Here is a 16,311-nt window from a genome sequence, read left to right as displayed (position 1 = left end):
CCTGGTGCCTCCACCGTCGCTATCGCACTTTTATATGGCCGCCCCGTGGCTTACTAAGGGGTATGTATTGATCCCCGAGGGCCAATGACCCAGTCAACCCGCACCGTTCTGCGCAACCAGCTCAATCAGGCCATGGCCGCGATCAAGGATGCGTGGCGGGTGATGCGGCGGCGTGGGCCCAGCCAGATTCAGTTCTGGTTCATCGCCCTGGCCATCGGAATCGCCGCCGGGTTCATGGCGCTGGGGTTCCGCAAGGCGATCCGCGCGCTGCAGGCGTATCTCTACGACACCGAGGATATTCTGCTGCTGCACAGCCATGCAGAGATGCTGCCGTGGTTCATGGTGTTGATCATCCCCATCATTGGCGGTCTAATCGTCGGTATCATCCTGAACAAGTTTACCGATGATGGCCGCGTGCGGTCTGTCGCGGACGTGATCGAAGGGGCCGCCGTCAGCGATGGCCGGGTAGAAACCAAGGCTGGTATCGCCTCGTTCTTCGCCTCGCTGATCACGCTGAGTTCCGGCGGCTCAACCGGTCGGGAGGGACCGGTGGTGCATATGGCCGGTGTCATCTCGACCTGGGTCAGCAACCGCATCCACGCCGACGGGATCACCGGGCGGGATCTGCTGGGGTGCGCGGTCGCCGCCGCCGTTTCAGCCAGCTTCAACGCGCCCATCGCCGGGGCGCTGTTCGCGCTTGAGGTTGTGTTGCGCCACTTCGCCGTGCACGCCTTTGCGCCCATTGTCATCGCCTCGGTCGCAGGGACTGTGATCAACCGGCTGGAATATGGCGATGTCACTGAATTCACGCTGGATACACCCGGATCGCTGCAATTCTACGTGGAACTGCCCGCCTTTCTGATCCTCGGGCTGATCTGCGGGTTTGTGGCCTTGCTGCTGATGCGCTCGATCTTCTTTGCCGAGGATATTGGCAACCACATCCAGAACCGCCTGTCTCTGCCCGGTTGGCTGCGTCCGGCTGTGTCCGGTGCGATGCTGGGCCTGCTGGCGATCTGGTTCCCGCATATCATCGGTGTGGGGTATGAAACGACGACCCGCGCCCTGACCGGCGATCTTGTGTTGACGACGGCCATCCTGTTTGCCGTGGTCAAGACCGTTGCGGTTGCCATCACCATGGGCGGGCGCATGGGGGGCGGGGTATTCTCACCCGCGTTGATGATCGGCGCGCTGACGGGGCTGGCCTTTGGTCTGATTGCCACCGGTTTGTTGCCCGACGTGTCGGGAACCCACACGCTCTATGCCTTTGCCGGAATGGGGGCGGTTGCGGCGGCTGTTCTTGGTGCGCCGATCTCGACCACACTGATCGTGTTTGAATTGACCGGAGACTGGCAGATCGGTCTGGCCGTGATGGTGTCGGTGTCGATGTCCACAGCGCTGGCCTCGCGCCTTGTGGATCGGTCGTTCTTCCTGACCCAGCTTGAACGTCGCAATGTGCATCTGGCCGCCGGGCCGCAGGCCTATCTGCTGGCCATGCTGCGAGCCGGGGCGGTGATGCGACCCATTGGCGACGCGCGCTCGATCACCGCTGACGAGGCGCGCGCGCTGATCGAGCAGGGCCTGTGTGTCAAGGCCAGCGCCACGCTGGAGGCTGCGATGCCCTATTTCGACCGGGACGACATTCCATGCATCCCGGTGATCATCCTGGAAGACGACGGGACCGAAACCCCGGTTGGTGCCTTGTATCACGTCGATGCGCTGAAGGCGTATAACCGCGCGCTGGCGGCCACAGCGGCCGAGGAGCATTCCTAGCCCCGATACACGCTCGCGGCGTCGCCCAGATAGTTGTCCCAGGCAAACCAGTACGAGATATGCCCGGCCACCCGTGGCAATTGGGTGCCATCCGGGCCGATCAGCATTTCTTCGGTCAAGGTCCATTTGCGGCCTGCTTCATCCACCAGACCGCCATCCGCAGCCGTGAACCTGTGGCCGGCACGCTCATAGGCGCGGACGGTGCGCCGATCCGGGTTGCCGATCAAAACCAAAGGCCGGTTTGCAATCGCATCGTTGATCACGCGCGTCCGGCTGAACGCATCCAAAGGCCAGGCCCGTGCCGCACCAAACTGGCGGATCGCAAACACATAGTCCTTTTGCCGGTGCTGCGACTGATCCACCTGCGCCGGGAACATCAGTTCGGATGAGGCAAAATACTCGCGATACACCACGCCCGAGCCATAGTTCCGCCGATGCCCGGTATTCAACGACAAGGCCCGCGTGTCAGGGTGCGAGGTTTTCCAGCTATCCCAGGTGGTGATGACAACCGGCCGCTGTTTCAGTTCTATCCCGCTGTCAACCAGTGGGCCGACGACGGGCTTGCCGGTATATTGGTTCCACAGCGAATGCGTCTCGCGGTCAAACATCAGCTTGTTCGAACGGTAAAGGAACCCTGACGAGCCAAACACAAAGGGCTTGCGCCGACCCGCGACCTGCGTTTCGAACAAAATACCGGACCCGCATAGGGTGCAATAGGCCAGGGCGACAGGGACCCCGCCGATCACCTCGTTAAACATCTCGTGCCAGCCCATGATCCGCAGCGGATAGGCGCGCGTGTCGCCGTTGATCGAGACGCCAAAGACCAGATCATCGTCCCTGAGGTAACTGGCATCCGAGGCCGAGATCAGCGTCGGATTGTCCAATGAGGGAATGCCATCCTTGTAAACGCCGCCCCATGCGATCTCTTCCAGCCGGATTTTCATCCTGTCGCGCGTCAGGTATTCGGGCCGCAGGAACAGATCGAAATTCTGATCGATCCCCAACAGAACTTCGCGTTTGAACGGGATGAGCGACGGATGGGGGACCAGTTGCGGGTTCCGTTCCTGCCAGAGCATCCAGTCAAACCAGTCAGTGCCGTATTTCTGGCCCGAGAGGGTTTCAATCACTTCGGAAATCTCGTCCCGCCGCCGGTCAGAAAACCGCATCGCGGTGATCAGGGCCGGAACCACATCCGGGTTTCCTCGCCGTATCAGGTAAGCCATCTGTGCTTCAAAATCGGTACGACCGGAATACAGCGTGCTGCGTATGGCCTCCAGCACCGAATCGCTTTGCGCCCATACCGACCCCGGCACTAACGCTCCGACCCCGATCAACCCGGCAAATCTGCGACGTGAAACAGACATGGCACCCTCCTGTTCGCATCCACATTCAGTGTGCACGCCACACGCTTCACATGCACACCACAGTCGCGTGAGCAGGATACGCGAATTTGAAATTGGCTTTGCGTCGAAATTCGAATCTCGTCATGGTCGCGTCAGAATCCCGGAAACGGGACCAACACATGCGGTTGTTTCATCTGCCAGGAGCCAGCGATGTCGAACACAAATGGTGCGGTTGCTCTGAAAGATCAGGGGCTTGTTCTCCACACCGGTGGGCAGGACGTCTATTTCAACTATTACTGGCTGCGGGACAATTGCACCTCGTCTTTTGATCCCGAACTGCGTGAGCGCACGTTTGACATTACTTCGCTGACTCAAGCCCCGCAGGCCAGATCGGCCGAGGTTGAGGGCAATGATCTGATCATCGATTGGCTGGGTGAAGACCACCAAAGCCGGTATTCAATCGACTGGCTGATGGGGTTTCAGACACGCGGCGGGCGGGATGATCCGGCGGTGCTTCCCAGAAAGCTCTGGCGGGCCGGGCATAGCGACAGCTTTCCACGGTTCAGCCAACAAGACGTGATCCACGACATGCCAACCCGCGCGGCCTGGGCCCGTGCCTTGATCGAAGAAGGCGTCGCCGTTATCACGGATATGGAGGACAGCGACGAGTCCTTGACCAAACTCACCAATTGCCTCGGGCTGGTCCGGCCCTCGGTCGCTGGTGAATATTTTGATGTGAAGGTCCATGTAGACCCCGTCAATCTTGCGTTCACCGCCAATGCGCTGGAGATGCATACCGACACACCGTCAGAAGAAATGGCGCCCGGTGTTCAGTTTCTGCATTGCCGCAGAAACAGCGTGGATGGGGGCTACAGCCTGTTTGTCGACGGGGCCGCCGTGGCCGAAGATTTCCGCGCCGAACACCCCGAAGACTTTGATCTGCTGGTCCAGCACAAAGTGCCGTTTTTCTATGACCACGAAGATTTCGACTGGCGCGCGCATCAGCACGTGATCGAACTGGATACAAATGGCACCGTGTCAGGCGTGACCATCTCGCAGCATATGGCGGATGTGTTTGATTTGCCCCAGGACGTTCTGGATGCCTATTACCCGGCTTTCAGCAAGTTCCTGCGGGCAATCAACAGCCCCAAATACCTCAACCGCTTTCGCATGCAGGCCGGAGAGTGCTTTGTCTTCGACAACCACCGGATCGTTCATGGCCGCGAGGCATATTCTGCCACAAGCGGAGAGCGCTATCTGCGGGGATGTTACATCGACCGGGGCGAGATGCGATCAAGCTACCGCACGCTGGTGCGCAAGGGTTTTGCCTGATCCGCGCCGCAGCCCAGGGCAAATACAGGTGGACCAAACAGGTTTAAATCTGTTCAACCTTCACTGACTCCGCCGGATAAAACGCCAGATACCCCTTGATGTCGGCCACGGCAGGGATCGGGCTTTCATAGCTCCAGGCGGCGTTTTCTGTCACCGATGACTTGTTCACGATCGAATAATGCGTCGCGTCGCCCTTATGCGGGCAATGCGTAACCTTGTCCGTCTGATCCAGAAACGCCATCGCGATATCCGCGCGAGGAAAATAGACCACTGGATCCAGGTCGCCTTCCAGCAGTACCAGAGCATTGCTGCTTTCGCCCAGAACCGCACCGCCCGAGCGAACGCTCCACTTTCCGTCCGCCTTCTCGATTGTGATCTCAGTCATATTTCGTCTTTTCCTCGCCTTTTTCGGGCCTCTCCTCTGCCCGTTCCATGTAACAGTCCGATGTCAAATCGGCGCTGTTGCGGCATCCAACCACAGTTGAGCCTCAGGGCCCAGCCTTGGCCGGATCTTTTCTGCAACGGCCTGATGATAGCTGTTCAGCCAGGCGCGTTCGGTGGAGGTAAGCATATCTACCAAGATCAGGCGCCGGTCAATCGGCACGTAAGTCAGCGTACGCCATTGCAGCATGGCGCGTTCATCATCGCCGTCAGGCAGGTTGGGGGCTTCTTCGACCACGACAAGGTTTTCGATGCGAATACCAAACGCGCCTTCGCGGTAATATCCGGGCTCGTTCGACAGGATCATGCCGGGCTCCAACGGCACGTGGCTGATCCGCGACAGGCGCTGCGGGCCTTCGTGCACGCTTAGGTAAGCGCCGACACCGTGACCGACCCCGTGATTGAAATCCTGTCCCGCCTGCCACAGCGGCACCCGGGCGATGCATTCAATGTCGCGCCCGGCCAGCCCGACCGGCCAGCGCAGCATCGACAGATTGATCATGCCCTTCAGAACGCGGGTGAAGCAGGCTTTTTCGACCTCTCCGACCTCGCCGATTCCAATGGTTCGAGTAATATCGGTGGTCCCGTCCAGATATTGCCCGCCACTGTCCAGCACCAGCAGATGGCCGTTTTCCAACCTGCTATCGGTCGCCTCGGTCACCCGGTAGTGCATGATCGCACCATGGGGGCCGGTTCCCGCGATTGTGTCGAACGAAATGTCCTGCAACGCATTGTCTTTGCGCCGGCTCTCTTCCAGCCGTGTCACGACCTGGGTTTCAGAGACGGTACCGGGGCCTTGTCCATCCAACCAGCACAAGGTTTCGATCACCGCAACCGCATCACGCAAATGCGCCTCGGCGCTGCCTGCGATTTCAGCCGGGTTTTTACAGGCTTTCGGCACGGCGCAGGGATCGCCGCCATCAACCATCTTGTCCCCCAAAGCGTCTGCAACGATCTGAGGTACCGTGTTCGGATCCACCTGAACGCGCCCCTCCAACCGACCGACAGCATCCAGAAACTCCGCAGGGTCCCGGACCGAGACCTGATCCCCCAAATGCTCGCGTACACCGTCCAGCTTTCCGGCGGCCATGAACAGATCAACCTGCCCGACGGCGTGCAAAATCGCGAACCCGTGCGCCACAGGGTTATAGGCGATGTCCGAGCCGCGAATATTCAGCAGCCACATGATCGAATCCGGCAAGGTGATCAGCGCCGCCGCGCGCCCGGACGTATTCAAACCCTCCGCCAGTCGCGCGATCTTGCTTTCGGCGGTTTCCCCGGCAAATTCAATCGGATGGGCTGCCACAGGGTTCATTGGCGGGGCAGGCTGATCCGCCCAGATCCGGTCTACCAGATTGTCACTGCGCACCAGTTCAATACCGCTGCCCGCAAGCTCTTTCGCCACGGCCGAGACCTGACCGGCCGCGTGCAACCAGGGGTCAAACCCGACCTTGCCGCCCTGCGGCAACTGCTCTTTCAACCAGGTGCTCAGGCTGACATCCGGCCATGGGACCGGAGTGTAGACCTCGGCAACCTGCGCCTTGACTTGCGTCCGATACCGCCCATCGACAAACACACCGGCCACATCGCGCAGCGCAGCGCAGAACCCGGCCGAGCCGGTAAACCCGGTCAACCAGCCCAGCCGCTCATCCCGCGGGGCCACATATTCCCCCTGATGCGCATCCGCGCGCGGGATCAGAAACCCGTCCAGTCCCTCACGCTCCATCTCGGCCCGCAATGCAGCCAAGCGCGGCGGCCCCTGTTCCGGACGCGCCGTAACTTCAAAAGACTGAAACATCGTTCCCTCCCTCAAACCGAAGGACGGCTTGAAACGCCGCCTCTTCTTCTTGTCCAAAATACGGCCGCCGGAGGCAAGGCCAGCCTTAGCTGGCCTTTTTCATTCCCATCACACGGGCGCGGGCGCGTGGATCGCTGTCAAACAGCGCCGCCAGTTGTTCGGTCATCGCGCCAGCCAACTGCTCGACATCGGTGATCGTGACGGCCCGATCATAATACCGGGTCACGTCGTGGCCGATCCCGATTGCCAGCAATTCGACCATCTTGCGTTTTTCGACCATGGCGATCACATCGCGCAGGTGTTTTTCCAGATAATTTGCCGGGTTCACGCTGAGCGTTGAATCATCGACCGGAGCGCCATCCGAAATCACCATCAGGATCTTGCGCTGCTCCCGTCGTGCCAGCATGCGGCGATGGGCCCATTCCAGCGCCTCACCGTCGATATTTTCCTTCAGCAACCCCTCTTTCATCATCAGACCCAGATTGGCCCGCGCGCGCCGCCAGGGCGCATCGGCCCCTTTGTAGATGATATGGCGCAGATCGTTCAGACGCCCGGGCTGTTGCGGGCGGCCATCGTTCAGCCATGCCTCACGCGCCTGACCGCCTTTCCACGCGCGCGTGGTAAAGCCCAGAATCTCGACCTTCACATTGCAGCGCTCCAGCGTCCGCGCCAGAACATCGGCGCAAACCGCCGCGATCGAGATCGGACGCCCGCGCATCGATCCTGAGTTATCCAGCAGCAGAGTCACCACGGTATCGCGGAACTCGGTGTCTTTTTCGACCTTGAAGCTCAGCGGCGTGGTCGGGTTCGCCACGACACGCGCCAGACGTCCGGCATCCAGAATGCCTTCCTCGCGGTCAAACTCCCACGACCGGTTCTGTTGCGCTTGCAAACGGCGTTGCAGCTTGTTGGCCAAACGGCTGACAGCCCCTTTCAACTGATCCAGCTGCTGATCGAGATAGGCGCGCAGCCGTTCAAGCTCGGCCGGTTCGGCCAGATCTTCGGCGGCGATCTCTTCGTCATGCGTGTTCAGGTAGACCTTGTAATCCGGGTCAGCCTCGGACGCGGGCGGTGGGGCAGGCGGTTCCAGTGGAGCCTCGCCATCCGGCATTTCGGCCTCATCGCCCATCTCATCTTCGGCCATCTCATCCATCGAGACCTGGGCCTGAGACTGATCTTGCTGTTCTTCCTGCGTTTGCTCGGGCGTGGCGTCGGCGTCTTGCTCGTCCTGATCATCCTGCCCGGTGCTGTCGGGATCGGGCTGTTCGTCCGCGTCGTCCTCGGCCTGATCTTCCTGCTCGTCATCCAGCTCATCCGGGTCATCGCCCAGCTGGTCGCCATAGCCCAGATCCTTGATCACCTGACGGGTGAATTTGGCAAACTCGGCCTGATCCGAGAGAATATCGTCGAGGTTTTCCAGCGTGCCGCCCGCCTGTTCCTCGATAAACCCGCGCCACAGGTTCATGACGTTTTCCGCTGCAGGCGGCAGATCGCGCCCGGTGGCCAGATGCCGGATCAGATAGCCTGCCGCCACCGACAGGGGCGCTTCGGCCGGTTGCTTGCATTGATCATACCCGCGCCGCAGCGCTTCGTGGCCAATCTTTACGTCGATGTTCGACGCCGTGCCGGGCATATCCCGCGCACCCATCGCCTCGCACCGCGCGACCTCCATCGCTTCATAAAGATCCCGCGCCATGTCGCCCGGAGGCGCATAGCGCGCATGGGTCGCGTCATCATGGTATTTGCGTTGCAACGCCAAGGCATCCGCCGTGCCGCGCGCCAGCAACACCTCTTCTCGAGTCATCCGGCGCGACACCTGAGGCAGCCGCATCGACTCACCCGACATGCCCGAGGGATCGACTGTATAGGTCACCGACAGTTCGGGATCATCGGCCATGACCTTGGTGGCCTCGGCCAGGGCCTTCTTGAACGGATCAGCAGGGTTGTCGTTCTTCTGTGCCATGTCCTAAGCCCTCATCAAAGTGACCTGCCCAACGCGGAGAAGACTAACGGATCCGCCTTCATCTGGCCAAAAATATCCCCGCCGGAGGCATTGCGCCCGAAACGGGCGCAATTCGGGTGCTTACCCCAAGCTCGCGCTCGCCGCGCTTTCCGGCAGTTCCTCATCAAAGCAACGCTGATAGAACTCGGCCACGGTCTGACGCTCCAACTCGTCGCATTTGTTCAGGAAAGACAGACGGAAGGCATAGCCGACATTACGGAAAATCTCGGCGTTCTGGGCCCAGTTGATCACGGTCCGTGGGCTCATGACGGTGGACAGATCGCCATTCATGAACGCGGTCCGGGTCAGGTCGGCGACTGTGACCATCTGGCTGACGGTCTTGCGGCCCTTCTCGGTGTTGTAATGCGGGGCCTTCGACAGAACGATCATCGTTTCGGCGTCGTGGCTCAGGTAGTTCAGGGTCGAGACCAGTGACCAGCGGTCCATCTGCGCTTGGTTGATCTGCTGCGTGCCGTGATAAAGGCCCGTGGTGTCGCCAAGACCAACAGTGTTGGCGGTGGCGAACAGGCGGAAGTTCGGGTTCGGCGTAATGATCTCGTTCTGGTCCAGCAGGGTCAGCTTGCCGTCATGCTCCAGAACACGCTGGATCACGAACATCACGTCGGCGCGGCCTGCGTCGTATTCGTCGAAAACGATGGCAACGGGGTTGCGCAACGCCCAGGGCAGGATGCCTTCGTGAAATTCAGTCACCTGCTTGCCGTCGCGCAGCTTGATCGCGTCTTTCCCGATCAGGTCGATCCGGCTGATGTGGCTGTCCAGGTTCACACGTACGGCGGGCCAATTCAGGCGGGCGGCGACCTGTTCGATATGGGTCGATTTCCCGGTGCCGTGATAGCCCTGGATCATCACCCGGCGGTTATGGGCAAAGCCTGCCAGAATCGCCAGCGTCGTCTCCGGGTCGAACTTGTAGGTGTGATCAATGGCAGGCACACGGTCGCTGGCCTCGGCGAAGCCCTTGACCGCCATGTCGCTGTCAATGCCAAACACTTCACGGACCGAGATCTCTTCGGTTGGTTTTGCGTTGATGTCGATCGATCCGTCAGCCATGCGCCTTGTCCTTATCCTTTGACCCGTATTGCCGGGTTTGAACCCGTGTGTGGTGCAACATATTGCAGGCAAGGGCAAGGGAAAGCCGCCACTTGAAGAAGCTGACCGGATGTTTCTTTTCAACTGGCCTTATCGGTTGGTCTGAAACGATTACTGCAGGATCTCCTTACGCAATCTGATCAGGCTGCGCTCATCAACAAATCGTGGCGTTTGGCGCATGTAGTCCTGAAAGGAGCGGCCATAGCCCTGAAGCAGCCATCTTTCTTCGTTCAGAACGAACAGAAAGTAGATCAGGAACAGAATGGCGGCCAAGGCCAGGGTCAGCCACGATCCGCTGGAGATCCCCAGACCCACCGTTGCCAGCACCGAGGTAACATATTGCGGGTTGCGCGAATAGGCATACATGCCGCTTGTCACCAACCCGTCGCTTTCGCAGTAGGTATTGTCGAGCCCCAGAAAGCGGTACCCGCGCAGCGTGATGCCGAAGGAAAGCACCATGATCGGCACGCCGATAGCGTAGCGCACCCAATGGCCCCAGCCGTTCACCCAAACCTCGGACAAGGCGAACACGACGGTGGCGCCGCAAAACAGCCGAAACAGCCCGAATGCCGCGTGATGCCGCCATCCGCTGGCGCTGGGCCACAGACCCAAACGCGGCAAGCGCAGGTTCAGGGCAAGATACAGGCTCAACATCAGGGCCGAACCGAGGGCCAGCACCACTGAGACCTCGTGAACGGTGTAGATCAGGTTGTCCATATCACAGTCCAAACTCGCTGTTCGCGTCAAATCGGATATGGGCAGAGTACGCGGCCCACGGGACAGGCCGTAACAAGGGTTTGTAACAGGTTGAGGACGACGAGATGCTCTGAACGATCAGGTTCGTATTGGACGTCACGCTTGAGGGCTGTGGGGCCACCGCATGCAGGTGTCAGAGTTGCAATTTACTAGCGCCGGTGATCGGCCAGAACCGCTCAGTCCTGATGCGCTTTTTCATATTCCAGCCGCGCAGCCTTGACCTGCTCCTGTCGCGTGCTGGACCAGAAGACCAACGGTTTCAGATGCTCCAGAAGGCTACGACCCAGCGGGGTCAGTTCGTAAGACACAGCGACCGGAGGACCAGGATCAACGGTCCGTGTCAAATACCCATCGCGCTGAAGCCCCCGCAGGTTTTCGGTGAGAACCCGCTGTGTCACATCGCCGATGCAGCGCTTGATCTCTCCAAACCTTTTCGGTTCATCCTCAAGCGACAAGATGATGATCATGCGCCACTTGCCCGTAACATTCGACAGAACGGAGCGAATGGGGCAGTTCGATGCTTCGGCTTTGCTTTCAACGCCTATGGGTAGCATTTTCGCCTCGGTGCAAATTGAATACCAGCGTCGATTACCATACCGATGTTCGGCGATTCAAGCGCCCTTGGACCAGACCAGGTATCCTAAAACATACCTTGTTTCATTTTAGTGCGTAATTGAAACGTAGTGCATTTTTGATACCAGCTATTGCCATAACGCGAATCGAAAGGACGCACGATGACACCTAAGGAACTGGTTATGGCTCTGTTTACAGCAGCCTTTGTTGAACATGACCCGCAAGCGGCCAAAGATCTGCTGGCTCCGGACTACATTCAACACAATCCTTCAATTCCAACCGGGGCCGACGCATTGCTGAGCGTTATTCCGGCAATCGAAGCCTCAGGCATGACCGTCACAACCCACCGCGTCATTGCCGAGGGGGATTATGTCGTCTTGCACAACACTTTTGAAAACGCCGATGCTTTTGGCGCCCCGACCCTTGTTGCCTTCGATGTGTTCAGGGTCGAAGACGGGCTGGTTGCTGAACACTGGGACAACTTGCAAGCCCCGCCTGAGACCACGGCGTCGGGACGCTCAATGACAGATGGGCCGGTCGAGTTGGCCGATCATGGGAAAACGGCTGAAAACAAACAGCTTGTCGTCGGCTTCGTGCGGGATGTCCTTGCCGGAAATGCCCCCGAGAAAGTCACCGATTACATGGACCCTGCCGTTTATCGTCAGCACAATCCGAACATCGCGGATGGCTTGGATGGCCTAATGGCAGCGGTCGAGGCATTTGCGGCGCAAGGGATGGTCATCACCAAGTTCGAACCGCAGATTGTTGTTGCCGAGGGGAACTTTGTCTTCGTGGCGTCGGATGCCGTCATGGGTGGCGAGCCGTGGGCGTTTTTTGATCTTTGGCACGTCGAGAATGGCAAAATCGTCGAACACTGGGACGTCGTTTCGCCCATCCCAAACGAAATGGCCCACGACAACGGTAAATTCTGATTGTGCTTGGCAAGACCTATTGCATGGGGTGGGGGATTCCAGCCCGTGCAATTCGATCTTCAAATCAGGCGTATCTGATGATCCCACAACCCTATTAACAAGCGAGGCTTGGGCCAGACGTCACTTGAAGTTCCGGCTATCCTTGATCTGATCCCAGGCCCAGACGACCTCTTGCAGCTGTTCCTCTTGCGAGCGGTCGCCGCCGTTCATGTCCGGGTGCAGTACCTTGATCAGCTTCTTGTAGGCCTTGCGGACCTCGGCTTTGGACCAGCTGTCATTGGCTTCCAGAATCTCGATTGCACGACGCTCGGTGGGCGGCAGGCGACGGCCTCCTCCGCCTGAGGTGCGGCCCTTGTTCTGGGTGCTGTTCGAACCCAACACCTGATGCGGGTCTTCGATGCCCAGGCGGGCCCAGGCACGGGCTTCGGGATCGCCCATGGGTTTGGTTTCACGTTCCCAAACCTTGTCTTTCGAACGCTGCGCGTTCAGCTCGGCCTCGGTCGTGCCGTCGAAGAAGTTCCATTTCTGGTTATATTCGCGCACATGCTGCTGGCAGAACCAGTAGAAATCATCCAATACATCCGGTGCTTTGGGCGCGCGGTACTTGCCGGGTTCTTCACATCCCGGGTGGTCGCAGATCCGCACCGAGGTCTCAGACGCGCCCGACATACCCCGACGCCCGCGCGGGTTCTTTTTCTTGGCGCTGGAAACGGACATATCAAATCCGAAGGGGTCTGACTTCGCCATGCTGTGATCCTCACGAACGCATCTTTTCGACTCGGAGGCAGCAGTTTAGTCTAAGCAGCCGAAAGTAGAAGAGGGGCGCGGCAAAATTTTTGCCGCTGAGCATAAAAATGAGCGTGACCGACGAAATCCGAACCCGCCTGCAAGCCGCATTCGATCCGCGCGAGCTTGAGGTTGTCGATGACAGCGAAAGCCATCGTGGGCATGCGGGGTATCAGGACGGAGGCGAGAGCCATTTCAACGTCCGCATCCGAGCCTCTGCATTCGAGGGGCAGTCCCGCGTCGCCCGCCATCGCGCGGTGCACAAGGCGTTGGGGGATATTGTGCCCCGGATCCATGCTTTGGCGCTGGATATCGACGTCTGACCCTGTTCCAAGCAAATCACAGAATCGCTTGGGCCGTTTTCCAGCGGTCGCCGTCAAAATTGCGTTTCTAATTCGCATGGGATTCCGGACTTGCAGAGCGATTGTTCAGGCTATGACTTTGGCGAGAGTTATAGAAACAGGCCAGGGACCAATTAGAGCGCCGTTTTTCGTCTTAATTTTAATTTAACAAACGATTTGTTGTATGAACATCTGGCGTGGTTTAGCGTCACGAAGCCTGCTGATTTGTTTTAGGGTGTTTTGGTGCGAGTACTATTTGTACAGGCCGGATTTGGGCCGGGTGGGGCGGAAAAAGTCATCTCAATGTTGTCGGGGCATTTCGCCCGGCGTGGGCTGAAGGTGCATGTGACGGCCTTCAGCATGCCCGAGCAGGGGCCGTACTTCGAAAATCACCCCGATGTTGAAATCAGCGCGCTGACCGGGAAGTCGGGGCAGCTCAGGCGCTTGATGCACATCCGAAAAACAGTGCGCCAATTCAAGCCAGATCTGGTGATCTCATTTCTGACCAAGGTCAACGTGCTGACCTTGCTGGCGACGCTGGACAAGCGCATTCCAGTCATCATTTGCGAGCGCAACAACCCAAAACGGCAAAATGCCCATCCCTTGTGGTTGAAGCTCAAGGCCGTGTTGGGGATGCGGGCTGCCAAAGTGGTCGCTTTGACACAGAAAGGTCTGGCGGATTTGCCACCGACACTGCGCAAGCGCGGCATTGTTATTCCGAACCCGATTACGCCCTTTGATGTCGTTGCCCCGACAAAGACCGGACCCGCGAGTCAATTGGTTTCGATCGGACGGCTGGTGCCCCAAAAGGGCTTCGATATGCTTTTGCAAGCCATGCAACGTATTCACGCGCACAGCCCCGAAACGACTCTGACAATATACGGAGAGGGCCCCGAACGCGGCGCATTGGAAACGCTGCGTCGGGATCTGGGGCTTGAGGGCGTTGTGAATTTGCCGGGCAATACGCCCGAGGTCGGTCTTTGGGCAAAAAACAGTGAGATCGTTTTGGCGACGTCCCGCTTTGAAGGGTTTCACAATGTTGTCGCCGAGGCGGCGGTCAGTGGTATCCCCATTGTGTCCTTCGATTGCGACTATGGCCCATCCGATCTTATTGATCACGGTCGAAATGGTTTTTTGGTGCCGACCGGAGATGTCGATGCGCTGGCCGCGTCTGCTTTGCAGCTGATACAGGATCCGCACATGCGCACGGAAATGGCGGCCAATCACACTGACATCCGCCACCGGCTGGCGCCGGACCTTGTGTTTTCGGTCTGGGATGACCTGATCGCGGAAGTCACGTCTTAGCGGTTGGGTACAGTCGGCAGGGCTTAGGCTTTGTCCGGCTCTTTTGCCGCATCATCGCTGTGTTTCAGCGTCAGGGGCGGTTCGTCTGCTTCTTCGGCGATGGGCTCGGGCGCTTGCACGGCCTCCGGCCCCGGAACAGGTTGCGCAAGCGGCACGCCTTCGGGTGTTTCGGTCGGGGACGGGGTGGGCACAACAGCCGCCGCGATCATCCGCCGGAACACCAGAACATTGCGCCAGTTCGTGGTCGATTTGGTCAGGCCCGAGCGTTCCTCGCTAGGCAGCAGTTCCGCCCGCTGGTATTCCCACCCGTCCTGCGCCATTTGGTTCAAAACCTGCTCAACCGAGGCCGCAAAGCGCCCCTCGACCGTTTTGACGCCCTTGGCCTTGGTGCCTTTTTGCGGGGCGGGGATCACCTTGTATTCGTAGCGCTGCATCAATTGTTTCCTAATGCCTGTTGCGGCCAACTTAGCACGCCAGTCCATGGGCGAAAGGGAGGTTGCGAAAATGGCGTCATTCAGCCGGTTTTCTGCGCCGCCTTGGCCACAACCGACAGGCACAGTTCGGTTGCCTGTGCCATGTCCTGTACCGAAATCCATTCCAGCGGTCCGTGAATGCATTGCATCCCGGTGAACAGGTTGGGGCAGGGGGTTCCGAACTCGGTTAGACGGGACCCATCCGTGCCGCCCCGAATGGGAACGGACAGTGGTTCGATGCCAAGCTCCTGACAGGCTTCGCGGGCCAGATCGACGGGCGTCATGTCGTTTTCCAGCCAATAGCGCATGTTGCGGTATTGATGGCTGATGTCGCAGGTGATGGTCGCACGCGGTTCGGTGGCCTGCACGGCGTCGCAGACCTGACGCACGATCTGCCGTTGCGCCTCAAGCCCCTCCATCTCGAAATCGCGCAGGATCAGTTTGAGCTCCATCTCGGATGAGCCGCCATTCATATCGGTGATATGGATGAAACCATCACGCCCATCAGTGGTTTCCGGAGTCATGGTCGCCTGCGGCAAGGTCTGCACGATCTTGGCGGCGAGGTGGGCGGCATTGACCATCTTGTCCTTCGCCAGTCCGGGATGGATCGAGACGCCGGTAATTTTAATCACCGCGCGGTCGGCCGAGAAGCTTTCGTATTCGATCTCGCCCACTTCCTGACCGTCCAGCGTATAGGCGAAATCGGCCCCCAGATCTTTGGGCAGTTGCGGGGTCACACCACGGCCGATTTCCTCGTCGGGGGTGAAGGCGATGCGGATCGGGCCGTGGGGGATGTCAGGGTTTTCAATAAGATGCCGCGCCATTGTCATCAGGATCGACACGCCCGCCTTGTCGTCGCCGCCCAGCAGCGTGGTGCCGGATGCGGTGATCAGGTCATGACCGATCTTTTCCGCCAGATAAGGATGTTCCGCAGGTGACAGCACCAGATCAGGATCATCGGGAAAGCTGATATCGCCGCCGTTATAGCCCTTGATCACACGCGGTTTGACACCGGTTGCGTTGAACTGTGGCGCGGTGTCCACATGGGCCAGAAAGCCGATGGTCGGGCCGGGGGCGGTACCGGGGATGGTCGCCACAACAACGCTGTCGCCGGTCAGTTCAACATCCTGCGCGCCGATAGCTGTCAACTCGTCACGCAGCAGGTTCAGCATGTCGAACTGAATGTCGGTGCTGGGGGTGGTGGCCGAGGTCTCATCGCTTTGGCTGTCGATGGCCGCGTAGCGGACCAGACGGTCCTCGAGTTCCTGATCAAATCTGTTCTGCATGGCACCCTCCGTCATCTCTGCCGAAGAAAGGGCGCAAATGAAAACGGAGTCAAGCCGGTGGCCTGA

Annotated in this window: 15 protein-coding genes; 5 read left to right on the top strand and 10 right to left on the bottom strand. The window is 59.2% G+C overall.

Annotated elements, in window-relative coordinates:
• The first annotated feature begins 84 nt into the window (after nucleotides 1–84).
• Nucleotides 85–1,770, top strand: a complete 1,686-nt coding sequence (locus ACR0AC_RS02590) for a chloride channel protein (protein WP_170452070.1) — start codon at nucleotides 85–87, stop codon at nucleotides 1,768–1,770.
• Here the strand turns inward: ACR0AC_RS02590 and ACR0AC_RS02585 are convergent.
• Nucleotides 1,767–3,134, bottom strand: a complete 1,368-nt coding sequence (locus ACR0AC_RS02585; protein ID WP_480871816.1) for a DUF3179 domain-containing protein — start codon at nucleotides 3,132–3,134, stop codon at nucleotides 1,767–1,769. The genes ACR0AC_RS02590 and ACR0AC_RS02585 overlap by 4 nt on opposite strands.
• A gap of 189 nt (nucleotides 3,135–3,323) precedes the next feature.
• Here ACR0AC_RS02585 and ACR0AC_RS02580 point away from each other — a divergent pair, with 189 nt between their 5' ends.
• Nucleotides 3,324–4,445 (top strand): TauD/TfdA family dioxygenase, encoded by a 1,122-nt coding sequence (locus ACR0AC_RS02580; protein ID WP_480871814.1) that lies wholly within the window; start codon nucleotides 3,324–3,326, stop codon nucleotides 4,443–4,445.
• Between the two features lie 43 nt (nucleotides 4,446–4,488).
• Here the strand turns inward: ACR0AC_RS02580 and ACR0AC_RS02575 are convergent, their stop codons facing one another.
• From ACR0AC_RS02575 to ACR0AC_RS02550, 6 genes are all read right to left on the bottom strand, one after another.
• Nucleotides 4,489–4,830: a DUF427 domain-containing protein gene (locus ACR0AC_RS02575; protein WP_480871812.1), complete on the bottom strand. Its 342-nt coding sequence runs from the start codon at nucleotides 4,828–4,830 to the stop codon at nucleotides 4,489–4,491.
• Nucleotides 4,831–4,893: 63 nt separating this feature from the next.
• Nucleotides 4,894–6,684: an aminopeptidase P family protein gene (locus tag ACR0AC_RS02570; protein ID WP_480871810.1), complete on the bottom strand. Its 1,791-nt coding sequence runs from the start codon at nucleotides 6,682–6,684 to the stop codon at nucleotides 4,894–4,896.
• Between the two features lie 85 nt (nucleotides 6,685–6,769).
• Entirely contained in the window at nucleotides 6,770–8,647 is a 1,878-nt protein-coding gene (cobT, locus tag ACR0AC_RS02565; RefSeq protein ID WP_170452060.1) for a cobaltochelatase subunit CobT, read from the bottom strand.
• A 120-nt stretch (nucleotides 8,648–8,767) separates the two neighbouring features.
• Nucleotides 8,768–9,754 carry a cobaltochelatase subunit CobS gene (gene cobS, locus ACR0AC_RS02560; protein ID WP_170452058.1) on the bottom strand — a complete coding sequence of 329 codons (987 nt, stop codon included), beginning with the start codon at nucleotides 9,752–9,754 and terminating at the stop codon, nucleotides 8,768–8,770.
• Nucleotides 9,755–9,904: 150 nt separating this feature from the next.
• Nucleotides 9,905–10,510, bottom strand: coding sequence for a methyltransferase family protein (locus tag ACR0AC_RS02555; protein WP_480780314.1), 606 nt, complete (start codon nucleotides 10,508–10,510; stop codon nucleotides 9,905–9,907).
• A 215-nt stretch (nucleotides 10,511–10,725) separates the two neighbouring features.
• Complete coding sequence (locus ACR0AC_RS02550) at nucleotides 10,726–11,103, bottom strand: winged helix-turn-helix transcriptional regulator (RefSeq protein WP_170452054.1); 378 nt, start codon at nucleotides 11,101–11,103, stop codon at nucleotides 10,726–10,728.
• Nucleotides 11,104–11,304: 201 nt separating this feature from the next.
• On the opposite strand from ACR0AC_RS02550, the gene ACR0AC_RS02545 reads away from it, so the two are divergent.
• Entirely contained in the window at nucleotides 11,305–12,054 is a 750-nt protein-coding gene (locus ACR0AC_RS02545; RefSeq protein ID WP_480582262.1) for a nuclear transport factor 2 family protein, read from the top strand.
• Nucleotides 12,055–12,174: 120 nt separating this feature from the next.
• On the opposite strand, the gene ACR0AC_RS02540 is transcribed toward ACR0AC_RS02545, so the two are convergent.
• Nucleotides 12,175–12,801: a J domain-containing protein gene (locus ACR0AC_RS02540; protein WP_170452049.1), complete on the bottom strand. Its 627-nt coding sequence runs from the start codon at nucleotides 12,799–12,801 to the stop codon at nucleotides 12,175–12,177.
• A gap of 107 nt (nucleotides 12,802–12,908) precedes the next feature.
• Between ACR0AC_RS02540 and ACR0AC_RS02535 the strand changes: the two genes are divergently transcribed.
• Nucleotides 12,909–13,163 (top strand): BolA family protein, encoded by a 255-nt coding sequence (locus ACR0AC_RS02535; protein ID WP_170452047.1) that lies wholly within the window; start codon nucleotides 12,909–12,911, stop codon nucleotides 13,161–13,163.
• A gap of 261 nt (nucleotides 13,164–13,424) precedes the next feature.
• Complete coding sequence (locus tag ACR0AC_RS02530) at nucleotides 13,425–14,486, top strand: glycosyltransferase family 4 protein (protein ID WP_170452045.1); 1,062 nt, start codon at nucleotides 13,425–13,427, stop codon at nucleotides 14,484–14,486.
• Nucleotides 14,487–14,509: 23 nt separating this feature from the next.
• On the opposite strand, the gene ACR0AC_RS02525 is transcribed toward ACR0AC_RS02530, so the two are convergent.
• Both ACR0AC_RS02525 and pepT read right to left on the bottom strand, forming a co-directional pair.
• Nucleotides 14,510–14,920, bottom strand: coding sequence for an MSCRAMM family adhesin (locus ACR0AC_RS02525; protein ID WP_170452043.1), 411 nt, complete (start codon nucleotides 14,918–14,920; stop codon nucleotides 14,510–14,512).
• 80 nt (nucleotides 14,921–15,000) lie between these two features.
• Nucleotides 15,001–16,245, bottom strand: a complete 1,245-nt coding sequence (pepT, locus tag ACR0AC_RS02520; protein WP_170452037.1) for a peptidase T — start codon at nucleotides 16,243–16,245, stop codon at nucleotides 15,001–15,003.
• Nucleotides 16,246–16,311: the final 66 nt, after the last annotated feature.

Source organism: Ruegeria sp. H7 (assembly GCF_056532945.1).
This window is presented reverse-complemented; position numbering and strand designations above follow the sequence as displayed.